This window comes from Roseateles sp. GW821-FHT09H10, from assembly GCF_059415865.1.
The window spans coordinates 954,980-968,843 of sequence record NZ_JBWKOB010000002.1; the positions used below are offsets into that span (position 1 = coordinate 954,980).

General features: G+C 70.0%; 15 protein-coding genes. 9 read left to right on the forward strand and 6 right to left on the reverse strand.

Annotated features, from left to right (window positions below):
- Positions 1 to 80 precede the first annotated feature (80 nt).
- Positions 81 to 2,141 carry an oxidoreductase gene (locus AC07OY_RS12430; RefSeq protein WP_495042891.1) on the forward strand — a complete coding sequence of 687 codons (2,061 nt, stop codon included), beginning with the start codon at positions 81 to 83 and terminating at the stop codon, positions 2,139 to 2,141.
- Here AC07OY_RS12430 and AC07OY_RS12435 read toward each other — a convergent pair.
- Complete coding sequence (locus AC07OY_RS12435; RefSeq protein WP_495042892.1) at positions 2,138 to 2,341, reverse strand: hypothetical protein; 204 nt, start codon at positions 2,339 to 2,341, stop codon at positions 2,138 to 2,140. The genes AC07OY_RS12430 and AC07OY_RS12435 overlap by 4 nt on opposite strands.
- Positions 2,342 to 2,582: 241 nt before the next feature.
- On the opposite strand from AC07OY_RS12435, the gene AC07OY_RS12440 reads away from it, so the two are divergent.
- A complete protein-coding gene (locus AC07OY_RS12440; protein ID WP_495042893.1) occupies positions 2,583 to 2,966 on the forward strand; it encodes a cupin domain-containing protein in 384 nt (127 codons plus the stop codon).
- Here AC07OY_RS12440 and AC07OY_RS12445 read toward each other — a convergent pair.
- Positions 2,963 to 3,625, reverse strand: a complete 663-nt coding sequence (locus AC07OY_RS12445; protein WP_495042894.1) for a DNA alkylation repair protein — start codon at positions 3,623 to 3,625, stop codon at positions 2,963 to 2,965. The two genes, AC07OY_RS12440 and AC07OY_RS12445, sit on opposite strands and share 4 nt — an antisense overlap.
- Positions 3,626 to 3,632: 7 nt before the next feature.
- Positions 3,633 to 4,985 (reverse strand): DUF2314 domain-containing protein, encoded by a 1,353-nt coding sequence (locus AC07OY_RS12450; protein WP_495042895.1) that lies wholly within the window; start codon positions 4,983 to 4,985, stop codon positions 3,633 to 3,635.
- 87 nt (positions 4,986 to 5,072) lie between these two features.
- On the opposite strand from AC07OY_RS12450, the gene AC07OY_RS12455 reads away from it, so the two are divergent.
- The 3 genes from AC07OY_RS12455 to AC07OY_RS12465 all read left to right on the forward strand — a co-directional run bounded on the left by AC07OY_RS12455 (position 5,073) and on the right by AC07OY_RS12465 (position 7,569).
- Positions 5,073 to 5,504: a MerR family transcriptional regulator gene (locus tag AC07OY_RS12455; RefSeq protein WP_495042896.1), complete on the forward strand. Its 432-nt coding sequence runs from the start codon at positions 5,073 to 5,075 to the stop codon at positions 5,502 to 5,504.
- On the forward strand, positions 5,501 to 5,911 hold the full coding sequence (locus tag AC07OY_RS12460) for a nuclear transport factor 2 family protein (protein ID WP_495042897.1): 411 nt from the start codon (positions 5,501 to 5,503) through the stop codon (positions 5,909 to 5,911). The genes AC07OY_RS12455 and AC07OY_RS12460 overlap by 4 nt, the downstream gene beginning before the upstream one ends.
- Positions 5,912 to 6,012: 101 nt before the next feature.
- Entirely contained in the window at positions 6,013 to 7,569 is a 1,557-nt protein-coding gene (locus tag AC07OY_RS12465; RefSeq protein ID WP_495042898.1) for a thioredoxin family protein, read from the forward strand.
- On the opposite strand, the gene gstA is transcribed toward AC07OY_RS12465, so the two are convergent.
- The gene (gene gstA, locus AC07OY_RS12470) at positions 7,570 to 8,184 is read right to left on the reverse strand and encodes a glutathione transferase GstA (protein WP_495042899.1); all 615 of its coding nucleotides are present in this window, start codon (positions 8,182 to 8,184) and stop codon (positions 7,570 to 7,572) included.
- Positions 8,185 to 8,312: 128 nt separating this feature from the next.
- Between gstA and AC07OY_RS12475 the strand changes: the two genes are divergently transcribed.
- A complete protein-coding gene (locus tag AC07OY_RS12475; RefSeq protein ID WP_495042900.1) occupies positions 8,313 to 9,326 on the forward strand; it encodes a DUF3667 domain-containing protein in 1,014 nt (337 codons plus the stop codon).
- On the opposite strand, the gene AC07OY_RS12480 is transcribed toward AC07OY_RS12475, so the two are convergent.
- On the reverse strand, positions 9,323 to 9,523 hold the full coding sequence (locus AC07OY_RS12480) for a hypothetical protein (RefSeq protein ID WP_495042901.1): 201 nt from the start codon (positions 9,521 to 9,523) through the stop codon (positions 9,323 to 9,325). The two genes, AC07OY_RS12475 and AC07OY_RS12480, sit on opposite strands and share 4 nt — an antisense overlap.
- 172 nt (positions 9,524 to 9,695) lie before the next feature.
- Here AC07OY_RS12480 and AC07OY_RS12485 point away from each other — a divergent pair, with 172 nt between their 5' ends.
- Genes AC07OY_RS12485 through AC07OY_RS12495 form a run of 3 tightly spaced genes read left to right on the forward strand, consistent with a single transcriptional unit; the run spans position 9,696 to position 13,116 of the window.
- On the forward strand, positions 9,696 to 11,177 hold the full coding sequence (locus tag AC07OY_RS12485; protein ID WP_495042902.1) for an alpha/beta fold hydrolase: 1,482 nt from the start codon (positions 9,696 to 9,698) through the stop codon (positions 11,175 to 11,177).
- Complete coding sequence (locus AC07OY_RS12490) at positions 11,174 to 11,956, forward strand: ABC transporter ATP-binding protein (RefSeq protein WP_495042903.1); 783 nt, start codon at positions 11,174 to 11,176, stop codon at positions 11,954 to 11,956. Before AC07OY_RS12485 ends, AC07OY_RS12490 begins: the two co-directional genes overlap by 4 nt.
- Positions 11,953 to 13,116 (forward strand): ABC transporter permease, encoded by a 1,164-nt coding sequence (locus AC07OY_RS12495; RefSeq protein WP_495042904.1) that lies wholly within the window; start codon positions 11,953 to 11,955, stop codon positions 13,114 to 13,116. Before AC07OY_RS12490 ends, AC07OY_RS12495 begins: the two co-directional genes overlap by 4 nt.
- Here AC07OY_RS12495 and AC07OY_RS12500 read toward each other — a convergent pair.
- Complete coding sequence (locus AC07OY_RS12500) at positions 13,077 to 13,811, reverse strand: PEP-CTERM sorting domain-containing protein (RefSeq protein WP_495042906.1); 735 nt, start codon at positions 13,809 to 13,811, stop codon at positions 13,077 to 13,079. The two genes, AC07OY_RS12495 and AC07OY_RS12500, sit on opposite strands and share 40 nt — an antisense overlap.
- Positions 13,812 to 13,864 lie beyond the last annotated feature (53 nt).

Genomic DNA, 13,864 nt, shown 5'->3' on the forward strand with positions numbered 1-13,864 from the left:
AGAACTGTTGCTGCGCCAGCACCACTGGGGTGAGGAGAACACTCCAATTCCGGCGCCAGAGCCTCGCTAGCATCGCCGGGATGAACTATCCCCACCTCCTCGCCCCCCTGGATCTCGGCTTCACGACGCTGAAGAACCGCGTGCTGATGGGCAGCATGCACACCGGCCTGGAGGACGGGCGCAAGCACTTCGAGCGCATGGCCGTGTTCTTCGCCGAGCGCGCCAAGGGCGAGGTCGGGCTGATCGTGACGGGCGGCTTCGCGCCCAATATCGAGGGCTGGGCCAAGCCCTTTGCCGGCACGCTCGCCACCTCGGGCGCCGCGCGCCGCCACAAGATCATCACGGACGCCGTGCACGCCGAGGGCGGCAAGATCGCGCTGCAGATCCTGCACACCGGCCGCTACGGCTATTCGCCGCTGTGCGTGGCGCCGTCGCGCATCCAGAGCCCGATCTCGCCCTTCACGCCGCGCGAGCTCAGCAGCCGCGGCATCGAGCGCCAGATCAAGGCCTTCATCCGCTGCGCCAAGCTGGCCCGCGAGGCCGGCTACGACGGCGTCGAGGTCATGGGCAGCGAGGGTTATTTCATCAACCAGTTCCTGGTGGAACACACCAACCAGCGCACGGACGCCTGGGGCGGCTCGTATGAGAACCGCATGCGCCTGCCGCTGGAGATCCTGGCCCGCATGCGCGAGGCCGTGGGGCCGGACTTCATCATCATCTACCGCCTGTCCATGCTGGACCTGGTGCCCAATGGCAGCAGCTGGGACGAAGTGATGGAACTGGCCCGGCGCGTGGCCAAGGGCGGCGCGAACATCATCAACACCGGCATCGGCTGGCACGAGGCGCGCATCCCGACCATCGCGACCAGCGTGCCCCGCGCGGGCTTCGCCTGGGTGACGGCCAAGGTCCGCGCCCAGCTGCGTGCCGAGGGCATCACGACGCCGCTGATCACCAGCAACCGCATCAACACGCCCGAGGTGGCCGAGGGCGTGCTGGCCGACGGCTCGGCCGACATGGTGTCCATGGCGCGGCCCTTCCTGGCCGACTCGCATTTCGTGCAGAAGGCCCGCCAGGGCAGGGCGGACGAGATCAACACCTGCATCGCCTGCAACCAGGCCTGCCTGGACCACACCTTCGCGCAGAAGATCTCGACCTGCCTGGTCAACCCGCGGGCGGCCTATGAGCAGGAGATCGTGATCCGGCCCATCGCTTCAACCGGTGGCGCGAAGAAGCGCATCGCCGTCGTCGGCGCCGGCCCAGCGGGCCTCGCCGCCGCGACGACGCTGGCAGAGCGCGGCCATGCGGTGACGCTGTTCGACGGCGCTCACGAGATCGGCGGCCAATTCAACATGGCCAAGCGGGTGCCGGGCAAGGAGGAGTTCCAGGAAACGCTGCGCTACTTCGGCCGCCGCATCGAGATCACCGGCGTCGAGCTGAAACTGAACTGTCGGGTCTCGGCCGAGGAGCTGAAGGGCTTCGACGAGGTGCTGCTGGCCACCGGCGTCAGCGCCCGCAACCCGAAGATCAAGGGCCAGGATGAGGGCATGGCCCGCGGCCAGGTGCTGAGCTATATCGACGTGCTGCGCCACGACAAGCCGGTGGGGGGCCGCGTGGCCATCGTCGGTGCCGGCGGCATCGGCTTCGACATGGCCGAATACCTGCTGGAGGCCGGCCATTCGCTGACGCTGGACCCGGCCGCCTGGCGCCGCCACTGGGGCGTGGGTGATCCGGAACAGGTGCGTGCCGGCCTGCTGCGCCCGGCCCCCGACGCGCCGACGCGGAGAATCACGCTGCTGCAGCGCAAGGCCGGCAAGCCCGGCGCGGGCCTGGGCAAGACGACGGGCTGGATCCACCGCGCCGCGCTGAAGATGAAGAACGTCGACATGCTGGCCAGCGTCAACTACGAGCAGATCACGCCCGAGGGCCTGTGGGTCAGCTATGGCGAGGGTCGCAAGGACACCCAGCTCATCGAGGCCGACACCATCGTGCTGTGCGCCGGCCAGGAGCCGCTGCGCGAGCTGGAAGCGCCTCTGAAGGCCGCCGGCGTCAATGTCCACCTGATCGGCGGCGCGCTGGAAGCTGGCGAGCTGGACGCCAAGCGGGCCATCCTGCAAGGGACCAAGCTCGCCTGCTCGCTTTAGTTCTGAGAAAGGTCCCAGAGCTGGTAGAGGGTGTCGCAGTCCTGCTCGACGATCTCCAGGCCCTGGGCCAGGTCGAAGCTGGAGTCGTACCAGCCGCAGTCCAGCTTGCGGGCAGCGCCGGTGCTGTTGACGCAACGCAGCGCCGCGCCCTGGGGCAGCTTGGAGTTGGACCAGGACGACTGCGAGTTGAAGAATTGCATGGTGTCGGCTCCGTGTTTCTGAAGGGGCGGCGTCGTGTTCAACGCCATGCCGTCAGCATCGCGGCCAAGCCTTTTTCGGGACATCACCCGGAGGGTGGACCGAGGGGGGATGGCGGTGGGGGGCATCCCCCGCCTCTCCCCCCCAAAGAGGGATATAAATTGGGGTCAGAGTCAATTAATGACCCTCCAGCGGCCGGTCGGCGCGGCCTGAGCTAGGCTGGCGCGCCTGCCAGGAGCCCCCATGCCCGACACCCCCATCACCGCGATCAGCCCCATCGATGTGGCCGCCGGCCTGACCGAGCTGTGGTCGCCGCGCGTTGTCGGCGCCTTCGACGACAACTACGTCAAGGTCGCCAAGGTGCAGGGGACCTTCGGCTGGCATCGCCACCCCGAAGAGGACGAGCTTTTCCACATCCTGCGCGGCCAGCTGCGCATCGAGATGCGCGACGGTGCCGTCACGCTGCAGGCGGGCCAGATGTATGTCGTGCCGCGCGGCGTCGAGCATTGCCCCGTGGCCGAGCAGGAGTGCCTGCTGATGCTGGTGGAGCGCAAGACGACGCTGCACAGCGGCGACTCGCCCAACGAGAAGACGCGCTCCATCGAGGAGCAGCTCGGCCAGCGCTAGGCCCGGCTCAGTTCCCGGCGCGCGTCGCTGCCTATCCAGCGCGCCGCCTTCTCTTGGCGCGTACACAGCCGCTCCGCCACAGTGAGCGCAGGCTCACGTAGCGCCAGGCTGCGCTTGCCGATCTGGCGCAGGGCCCAGTTGACGGCCTTCTTGACGAAGTTGCGCTCGTCGTCCGCCGCGGCCTCGATGAGGGGCAGGCGGGCGATGAAGTCGGCATCCGGCCGCGTCTTCTGGTGCACGGCGGCGATGGCCAGCAGCGCGAAGCCGGCGCGTTTTTCGAACTCCGGCCCCCGCGCGGCCCAGCGGGGGATGAGGCCCCAAGCCAACGGGCTCTTCACGAAGGCATTGGTGCAGGCCTGGTCGCAGACGTCCCAGGCGCGCATGCCGGCCACCCAGTGGTCCATCTGCGCCACCGTCAGCCTGGCTGGCTCGGCCACCATGCCGGCCAGGATCTGGGCGTCGGGGATGCCCGTGTCCCACAGCGCCAGGGCCAGTTCGTGGTCGCGCCTGAACTCGCGGGCCAGGGCGCGCAGCGTCGGCACGGCCAGGCCAAGGCGGGCGTCGCCGGTCAGGCCGAAGCGGGCCATGGCCTCCAGGGCTTCGGGGCGGGCCCGTTCACGCAGCGCGGCGAGGGCGAGAGGCAGGCGTTCGCTGCTCATGCGGCTCTCAGCGCCCGCCGCCCGACTGGGCCTGGATGAGCTTGCCCGTCGTGTTGCCCTCCTCGCGGCCGTCGGCGTCACGATGCAGGTAGTCGAACACCTCGGCCTGCCTGACCTGGACCTTCTGCCCGACCTGCAGGCCGGGGATGTCGCGGGGCTGGTTCTGCAGCAGGCCGGTGATGGCGTCGCCGGCCCAGCCCGTCACCTCCACCCACATCCATTCGCGGCCGCCGCCGGGAATGGGGAAGGGCGCCTTGACCAGCAGGTACTCGCCGGGCTTGAGCCCGCGCGCGAAGGTCTTCTGCAGCGCCGGCAGCCTGGCGCGGGCCAGGCGGCTGGCTTCGCGGATGGCGTCGTCGTGGCGGATATCGCGCGCCGTGTCCTCGCCCGATCCATACAGCGCGTGCAGCAGCGCCTGCTGCCTTGCCGGGCCGTCCGCGCCGGCATAGGCGTCGAAGCCGATCTCGACCAGCGGGTTGTCCGGGTCGCCGTCTTCCCGCTGCGCCTGGGCCAGGCGCAGCCGCGCCCGGCTGGTCGCGCCGGCCTTGAGCCTGGACGTCTGATGCTGGCGCACGCCGTCATGCCGGATCGCGGCCAGGTCGAGGTCGAACTGCCCCGCAACGGCCGGCCGCCCGCCTTCCACCAAGGTTTGCGCCAGCCCGTTGATGAGATTGCCGGCGGGGTCGTTGGTCGACCAGCCGAAGCCGTGGACGACCAGGTCGGGCAGGCCGAACTTGGCCATGCCCAGCGTGACGGCGCGCACCAGGCCCCGATCTGCATAGGCGTGGATGACGGTGTGCCGGGTGACGTCCGGGAGCTGGGCCTGCCAGGTGGCCAGGCGGCGCTCGCGCCAGGCTTCGGGCGTGAAGACCTCGCGGGTCTCCTCGTCCCACAGCAGGCCGCCGGTGTCGCGGGCCACCTGCTCGCCGAGCGCCATCGACGCGCGATAAGCCGGCAGACCGGTCGGATGGGCGAAGGCCAGGATCAGCACCTGGCGCGCGCCCTGCAGCCCCTTGGCCTGCGCCTCACTCAGGCCGTGGCCGAACAACTTCACCATCTCGGGTGAAGGCGGCGTGTAGTTCCGCGCCGCATCGGTCTCCCAGATCGCCTGCACCACCGGCTCGGCGGGCGGCTTGGGCAGAACGGTCACGGCCCGGGGCAGGCCGGGGCCGGCGGCCAGGCGGGCCTTCAGCGCCGCGCGGGGATCCTTGGTTGGCGGTGTCGGGTAGTAGATCGCCAGCACATAGGTCGCGATGGGCGCCGTCAAGCCGCCGGCCGCCACCGGATCGCCCGGCGCTGCCCGCGCCAGCAGCGCCAGCGGCAGCAGGCAAAGCATCAGCAATCGACTCAGCAAGCTCATGAAGATCCCGGGGATGGAGGCGGCCGCATTCTGCAATCGCCACGCGGCCCTTGACTTCGAGTGCACTCGAGCTCGTCCAATGGCGGTATGAAGAACGCCGTCGACGACCCTCCCCTGCTGCTGATCGGCGCCCTGGCCGTGCGCTGCGGCAAGTCCGTCCACGCCATCCGCTGGTACGAGGCCCAGGGCCTGGTGCCCGGCGTGGCCCGTGACGCGGGCGGGCGGCGGCGCTACCGCGAGCAGCACGTCGCCTGGCTGGAACTGATGGAGAGGCTGCGCACCACCGGCATGTCCATCGCCGAAATGCGGCGCTACACGGAACTGGTCACCCAGGGCCGCAAGAGCCTGGGCGCGCGCCGCGACATGCTGGCCGCCCACCGTGCCGGCGTGCTGGCCACCATCGCGCGCTGGCAGGAAGCCCTGGCGGCCCTGGACCAGAAGCTGGATTTCTACGACGACTGGATCGCCACCGGCCAGCGCCCGGCCCGCGATCCGCTGAACCCCAGGAGCAAGCCATGAACACCCCCGCCGCCAACAAGGCCCTGCTGCAATCCATCTACGCCGCCCTGGCCGACGGCGACGGCCGCCCGCTGCGCGACGCCATGGCCGAGGACTTCAGCTGGACCATCGCCGGCCACTCGGCCTGGTCGCGCTGCTGGAGCGGCCGCGAGGCCGTGCTGCAGGAGTTGCTGGCGCCGCTGATGAAGCGCTTCTCGACGCGCTACCGCAGCCATGCCGAGCACTTCATCGCCGACGACGACACGGTGGTCGTGCAATACCGCGGCGAGGTGAGGACCACGGCGGGCGAGGCCTATGACAACCACTACTGCATGGTCTACCGCGTCCAGGACGGCCGGCTGCGCTCGGTGACCGAGTACATGGACACCGACCTGGCCTGCCGTGTCCTCGGCACGCCCTCGCCATGAGGCGCGGCCTTATGCGCTTCGCTCATGAGCAGCTTCACCAATCCTGACAAGGGGCTTCGCAAAGCCAAGGACAATGCGGCACCGCCCTTTCGTCGCCTGCCATGAAGCTGCTACCCCTCTTCTCGTCGCTTGCGCTGGCCCTGACCCTGAGCTGCGCCGCCCCTGTTGCCCACGCCGCCACCGGCCCGGGCGTGTCCTGGCAGGCCGCCGCGGCCGATGCCGACATCGACCGCTACTTCGTCCAGGCCAAGGCCGAGAAGAAGCCGGTGCTGCTGTACTGGGGCGCCAAGTGGTGCCCGCCCTGCAACCAGCTCAAGGCGACGCTGTTCAACCGCGCCGACTTCATCGAGCAGAGCAAGGCCTTCGTGGCCGTCGGCATCGACGGCGACGGTCCCGGCGCGCAGAAGCTGGGCACGCGCTTCAAGGTGCGCGGCTACCCGACGATGATCCTGTTCAACCCGGCCGGCACCGAGATCACCCGCCTGCCCGGCGAGGCCGATGCGGCCCAGGTCATGAAGGTGCTGCAGCTGGGTCTGTCCAGCGGCCGCCCGGTCAAGGCCGTGCTGGCCGATGCCAAGGCCGGCAAGAAGCTCAACGCCAACGAATGGCGGCTGCTGGGCTTCTACGGCTGGGAAACCGATGAGCAGCAACTGCTGCCTATTGAACAGCGCCCGGCCACGTTGACCCAGCTGGCCAAGGCCAGCGAAGGCGTCGACACCGAGACGACGACGCGGCTGTGGCTGAAGTCCATCGGAGCGCTGGGCGAAGGCAAGACGGCCGACCCGGCCCAGCTGCCGCGGCTGCGCGCCGTGCTGGCCGACGGGCCCCAAGCCCGCGCCCAGATGGACGTGCTGACCAACGAGGCCCCCGACCTCGTCAAGGCGCTGGCCCCGCAACCCGGCGAGGCGCGCAACGCCCTCATCGCCGAGTTCGACGCCACCCTGAAGCGCCTCAACGAAGACGGCACGCTGTCACGCACCGACCGCCTGAATGCGCTGCAGGCCCGCATCGACCTGGCCCGCATCGACACCGCCAAGGACGACCATTTCCCCAAGAATCTGCCCGCCGCCCTGCTGACCGAGGCCCGCGAGCAGACCAGCCGCGCCAACCGCGAGGTGACCGATGGCTACGAGCGCCAAGCCGTCATCACCGAAGCCGCCCATCTGCTGGGCCGCGCCGGCCTGTGGAAGGAGAGCGACGACCTGCTGAAGTCGGCGCTGGCGCGCAGCCACTCGCCCTACTACCTGATGAGCCAGCTCGGCGGCAATGCGCGCAAGCAGGGCCGCAAGGCCGACGCGCTGCGCTGGTACGAGGAGGCCTTCAACAAGAGCGAGGGCCCGGCCACCCGCCTGCAGTGGGGCGCCAACTACCTGGGCGCCCTGGTCGCCCTGGCGCCTGAGGACACCGCCCGCATCGAGAAGACCGCGGCCCAGCTGTTCGCCGAGGCCGAGAAGGATCCCGGCGCCTTCTACGAGCGCAGCGAGCGCGACCTGAAGAAGATCAGCAGCCTGCTGGGCGGCTGGAACCAGACGCCCGCCCAGGCCGCCGCGGTCGGCCGCCTGCGGACCCAGCTGGACGGCGTCTGCGGCAAGCTGGACGCGAGCGATGCCAAGGCCCGCGCCGCCTGCTCGGGCCTGCTGAAGCAGGCCAAGGCCTGATCAGGCGGCCGCCGCCGCCTCTTCCATCTTCAGCGCCGCCTGCACCGCCGGGCGCTGCTTCATGCGCGCCTGGTGGGCCGTCAGCTTCTCCAGGCCCGCGACGTCCACGCCGGTGCGCCCGGCCCAGCCGGTCATGACGAAGAGGTAGGCGTCGGCCACCGAGAAGCTCTCGCCCATCAGCCAGGACTTGCCGGCCAACTGGCCGTCCACCCAGGTGAAGCGCTCCACCAGCTTCTTCCTGAAGATGGGCTTGGCCTCCTCCGGCAGGGCCGGATTGAACAGCGGCGAAAAACCCTTGTGCAGTTCGCTGCCGATGAAGGCCAGCCAGGACTGCACCCGCGTGCGTTCCAGCGTGCCGGCCGGCGGCAGCAGCGCGCTGCCGGGCGCCAGGTCGGCGATGTACTGCACCAGCGCGGCGTTCTCGGTCAGGCGCTCGCCGCTGTCCAGCTCCAGCAGCGGCACATAGCCGCGCGGATTGATGGCGTAGTAGTCGCTGCCATCGGCCAGCTGGTGGGTTTTCAGGTTGACCTTCACGGCCTCGTGATCCAGGCCCGCCTCGTGCAACACGATGTGCGGGCACAGCGAACAGGCACCGGGGCTGAAATAGAGCTTCATGGCGGGAGTCTCCGGGTGAGGGGTGGAAGTTGCGGCAATCGGCGTGCCGGCATGCGGCAGCTGCGGCACACTGCGCGCCGGCGGCCTGCGAGGCTGCCGTTCACCCACAAGCCGCGGAGGAAGGGCATATGGATGACGCAGGCTTGAGCGGCCTGGCCGGCGGGACCGCCGCGGTGGTGGCCTCGGCCGACCTTGCCAGCCTGGCGGCCGGCGGCGATGGCACCCGCCATGGCCACGGCACCGCGGAGGATTGCCTGAACTGCGGCAGCAAGCTGATGGCGGGCGCGCGCTTCTGCAGCCAGTGCGGCCAGGACACGGCCAACCATCCGCCCTCGCTGTTCGAGTTCGTGCACGAGTTCGTCAGCCACTACATCGCCGTCGAGGGCACGCTGTGGAAGAGCCTGTGGGGCCTGATGGCCAGGCCCGGCTTCCTGACGCGCGAATACCTGGCCGGCCGCAAGCAGCGCTATGTGCTGCCGCTGCGCCTCATCCTCACGCTGGGCCTGCTGTTCTTCCTGGCATTGAAGCTGATGCCCGGCAGCACCCAGTCCTTCCTGGACGATGACGACGAGGTGGCGCAGGTGGTGTCCCCGGCCGCCTCGGCCGCATCCAGCGCCTCCGACAAGATCGCCAAGGCCAGGAAGAGGGTGGTCGAGCGCAGCGGGGAGGTGAACATGCTCGACCCGCAGCTCGCCTCGCAGCTGCCCCAGGGCATGCAGGACCGCATGCACCGCGCCGAGGACCGCTGGCGCGCCGATCCCCAGGGATCCATGAGCGCCATGGGCGCCACCATGATGGGCCTGGCGCCCTATGCGGTGCTGTGCTCCCTGCCCTTCTTCGCCGGCCTGCTCAAGCTGCTGTTCTGGCGCCAGCCCTATGGCGCCCACTTCGTCTTCGCCATGCATCTGCACGCCGCCTGGTACGGCATGCTGCTGCTGGCGGTGCTGCTGCCCTGGGGGCCGGTGTGGTTCGCCGTCTGGGTCTGGTCCAACGTCTACCCGGTGCTGGCCCTGAAGCGGGTGCATGAGGCCGGCTGGGGGACCACGGTGCTGCGTGCCGGCCTGCTGTCGGTCATGCACTGGGTGGTCATCACCGTGGGCCTGCTCGGGCTGTCGATGGCCGGCGCGCTGGCGGCTGGCTAGAAGGCCATCAAGGGCGGCCGGCGCAGGTCGGCGTCCACATCCATCAGCACGCTGGCCAGTTCCAGCGTGCGCCACAGGGACTCGGGCATGGCCAGGATGGCCTCGGGCGTGCGCGCCTTGCCGACCCAGGCGCCGATCTCGGCATGCTGGGCGCAGGTCAACAGGCCACGGTCACGCATCTCGTCGAGTGTCTGCACGGGAACCGCCTTTCTACGCCACCGTCCGGTGAGGTAGGCGCAGCATAGCCGCCATCCACCCCGCCGGTTCGCCATTCATGCGGCCGGCCTTGCCACTCATCCCGGCGGCCCAGGGGGCGGCCAGGGGCGGGCCGGATACTGCTCGCCATCCCAACGACAAGAAGAGATTGGCATGCGTGATTGGAGAGGACGCCTGACGAGAGTCGCCGCGGCCGCGACCCTGGCCGGCCTGTGCGGCGCGGCGGGCGCGGCAACGCCGCTCAAGCCCTGCCGCATCGACGGCATCGCCACCGAGCTGCAATGCGGCAGCCTGCAGCGCCCGCTGGACCCGGCGCGGCCGGACGGCGCCAAGATCGACATCCACTACCTCGTCGTGCCGGCGCTGGCGCGCAACAAGCAGCCGGACGCCGTGCTGCTGCTGGCCGGCGGCCCCGGCCAGAGCGCCATCAAGGTGGCTTCGCGCGTGCTGCCGCGACTGTCCCGCCTGAACAACCGCCGCGACCTCGTCTTCATCGACCAGCGCGGCACCGGCCGCTCGGCGCCGCTGGACTGCCCGGACGACAGCAAGCTCTCCGTCGCCGAGCAGCTCGAGCCCGCCGCGCAGATGCGCCGCATCGACGAATGCCGCGTCGGGCTTGAGAAGCTGCCTTACGGCCAGGACGGCGGCCTGCGCTTCTTCACGACCACCATCGCCATGCAGGACATGGAGGCCATCCGCGAGCGCTTGAGCGTGCCGCAGTGGAACCTCATCGGCGCCAGCTATGGCACGCGCGCCGCGGTGGAATACCTGCGCCAGTTCCCGACCAAGGTGCGCCGCACCGTCATCGACGGCGTCGCGCCGCCGGACATGATCCTGCCGGCCAGCTTCTCCACCGACGGCCAGGCCGCGCTGGACAAGCTCTTCGAGGCCCATGCCAAGACCCACCCCGGCCTGCGCGCCGACTGGCAGAAGCTGCTGGCCTCCCTGCCCCGCCCCGTGGCCGTGCAGCAGCCGCTGACCGGCGTGCTGGAGCGCTTCACGGTGGACCGCGACCTCGTCATGCGCTCCGTGCGCGGGCCGCTCTACCAGCCGTCCCTGGCCGCCGCCCTGCCCGCGGCCATCCACGCCGCGGCCAGCGAGGGCAACTTCGCGCCGCTGTTCGGCCTGACCACGGCCTTCGGCTCCAGCCCGTCCCTGCGCCTGGCCATGGGCATGCACTTCTCGGTGATGTGCGCCGAGGACGCGCACCGCATCGCCGAGGCCAAGGATGCGCCCGGCAGCGACTTCGGCCGCGTGGACGCGGAGATGTACGGCCGTGTCTGCAAGACCTGGCCCCGTGGCGCGGTCACACCGGACTTCTACAAGATCGCGCCCGCCCCCAGCCCCGTCCTCATCATGAGCGGCGGCGCCGACCCGGCCACGCCGCCACGCCATGGCGAGCATGCCGCCCAGGCCCTGGGCGCCGGCCATCCCGAGCGCGTGCAGCACCTGGTGGTGAACGAAGCCGGCCACGGCGTCATGGCCGTCGGCTGCGTGCGCGACCTGATGTTCCGCTTCATCGATGCCAAGACCGACGCCGCGGCCCTGCCCCAGGACGCCGCCTGCGCCACGCGCATCCCGCGCCCCGTCGCCTTCCAACCCGTGCAGGCTTCGCAAGCAGGGAGCGCCAAATGATCAACATCCAGGACGTTCACAAACACTTCGTCGCCCAGAGCGGCGGCAGCCTCTTCAAACGCGGCGCCAAACGCGTCGTGCATGCGGTGCAGGGCGTCAGCGTGCAGGCCGCCAACGGCCGCATCACCGGCCTGCTGGGCGCCAACGGCGCCGGCAAGACGACGACGCTGCGCATGCTGGCCGGCCTCTTCCCGCCGGACCAGGGGCAGATCACGGTCGACGGCATCGCCGTGAAGAGCGATTCGCTGAAGGCGCTTTCGCGCATGGGCATCCTCGGCGACGCCCACGGCCTCTATCCGCGGCTGTCGGCGCGCGAGAACATCGTCTATTACGGCCGCCTGCAGGGCATGGCGCCCGACGCCGCCAACGCACGCGCCGAGGAGCTGGCCAAGCTGCTCGACATGGGCGGCATCCTGGACCGCCGCGCCGACGGCTTCAGCCAGGGTGAGCGCATGAAGACGGCCCTGGCTCGCGCCCTCGTGCACGACCCCGCCAACATCGTGCTCGACGAGCCCACCAACGGCCTGGACGTGCTGGCCACGCGCGCCCTGCGCGAGGCCCTGCGCTGGCTGCGCAGCCCCGAGGGCGGGGCCAAGTGCATCGTCTTCTCGACCCACATCATGCAGGAGGTGGAGCAGCTATGCGACGAGGTCATCATCGTCTCCAAGGGCCGCAGCGTCGCCCACGGCAGCGTGCCCAGCCTGCTCGAACAGGCGGGTGAATCCCGCTTCGAGGATGCCTTCGTGAAACTCGCCTTCCCCGAAGAGGTGGCCGCGTGAAACAAGCTTTGATCGTCTTTGCCAAGGAGCTGTCCGACGCCCTGCGCGACCGCCGCACCCTGCTGCGCCTGCTCATTCCCGCCTTGCTGATGGGCCCGCTGCTGCTGATGGCCCTCTCCGGCCTGATCGCCTCGCTGGAGGAGCGCGCCGAGAGGCGCGAGATCCTGGCCGTCAACATCGAGGCCGCGCCGACGCTGAAGAACTACATCGAGCGCCAGACCTTCACCGTCAAGGCCGCGCCGGCCGACTACGAGAAAGCCTTGCGCGGCACCAAGCTGCTGGAGCCGGTGCTGGTCGTGCCCAAGGACTTCGAGGCCAGGCTGCTGGCCGGCGAGGCGCCGACGGTGGAGATCGTCAGCGACAGCGCCAACCAGCGCGCCAGCGCCGGCGTCGGCCAGATGGCACGCCTGCTGAATGGCTTCAGCCGCGAGCGCGCCGTGCTCAACCTGGCCATGCGCGGCGTATCCACCGAGCTGCTCGAGCCCATCGACGTGCAGGAGCGCGACCTCGCCAGCGCCCAGGCCCGCGCCTCGCGCTTCACCGGCATCGTCCCGATGTTCATCATCATGGCCGTGCTCTACGGCGCGCTGACCGCTGCCCTGGACAGCACGGCCGGCGAACGCGAGCGCGGCTCGCTGGAGCCGCTGTTGATGAACCCCGCGCCGCACGGCGCCATCGTGGCCGGCAAATGGGGCGCCGTCGCGCTGATGGGCATGGCCGTGGCCCTGCTGTCCTCCTTGAGCTTCGTGCCGGCGCAGTGGCTGTTGAAGAGCGACGTGCTGCAGGCCCAGTTCAGCTTCGGCGGCGCCGAAGTGCTGGCCTTCTGGCTGCTGCAGATCCCGCTGGCCGCCGGCCTGTCGGCCCTGCTGATGGCCCTGGCCATCCGCTCCAAGACCTTCAAGGAAGCCCAGGCCGGCAGCACCCTCGTCATCACCGCCGTCACGCTGGCGCCGATGGTGAGCCTGCTGAATCCGGGCGGCGAAGCGCCCTGGTATTTCTGGGTGCCAGGTCTTGCCCAGAACACGCTGATGATGAGCGTGCTCAAGGGCGAGGCCCTGCGCATGGACCAGGTCATGCCGGGCGTCATCGTCGGCTTCGCGCTGGCGGCCGTGGCCCTGGCCTATGTGGCGCGGTCGATGCGCGCCGCGGTGGCGCGGTAGACGCGGCCGCCGATCAAGCCCAATCCGGCCAGCAGCAGACCCAGGCTGGCCGGCTCCGGCACGGCCTGGACGGTGCTGAAGCTGTCCAGCGCAAAGCCCGAGCCCCCCGGGCCGGAGACGATGAAGGTGATGGCGTCGATGTCGCCCCAGTCGACCGGGCTGGGGTTGCCGGCGTCGTTGACGAAGGCGCTGAAAGGAATGAGCAGGGTCTGGGCGGACGATGCATTCAGACCCGTGGCGAAGTCGGCCACACTGCTGAAGCTGCCGGCGCCGTGCGCCGTGATGACTGTCGCCGTCAGCGACATCGGGGCCGACACATAGCGGAAGTCCAGCCTGAAGCCGGACTCGCTGCGCAGGTCCAGCGACAGGTCCTGGCCCAGCAGGTTGGCCACGCCATAGGTCAGGTTGGTGTAGAGCGGAATCGCCGCGTCGGCCAGTGTGAAATAGGCGCCAGCCTGGATGGCCGCGAACATGAACTTGCCGTTCTGGGCCGCCGACGCGGCTATGGTGTTGGCCAGGTAGCGGCCGCCGCCCGGGGCTTCGCTGGAGGCCAGCCAGGCCTCGGCATAGGGCGCGCTGTCGGTCTGGATGAGGCCGGTGCCATCGCTGAAGGTGTCGACGAAGGACGCGGCCTGCACGCCGGTGGCGCCCAGGCTCAGGACGGCAGCCAGGCCGGCGAGTTTGAAACGGTTCATGGGGAGCTCCTGCGGAAGTGGACGGCCGGGGATCGGCCTGCTTCTACCAACGC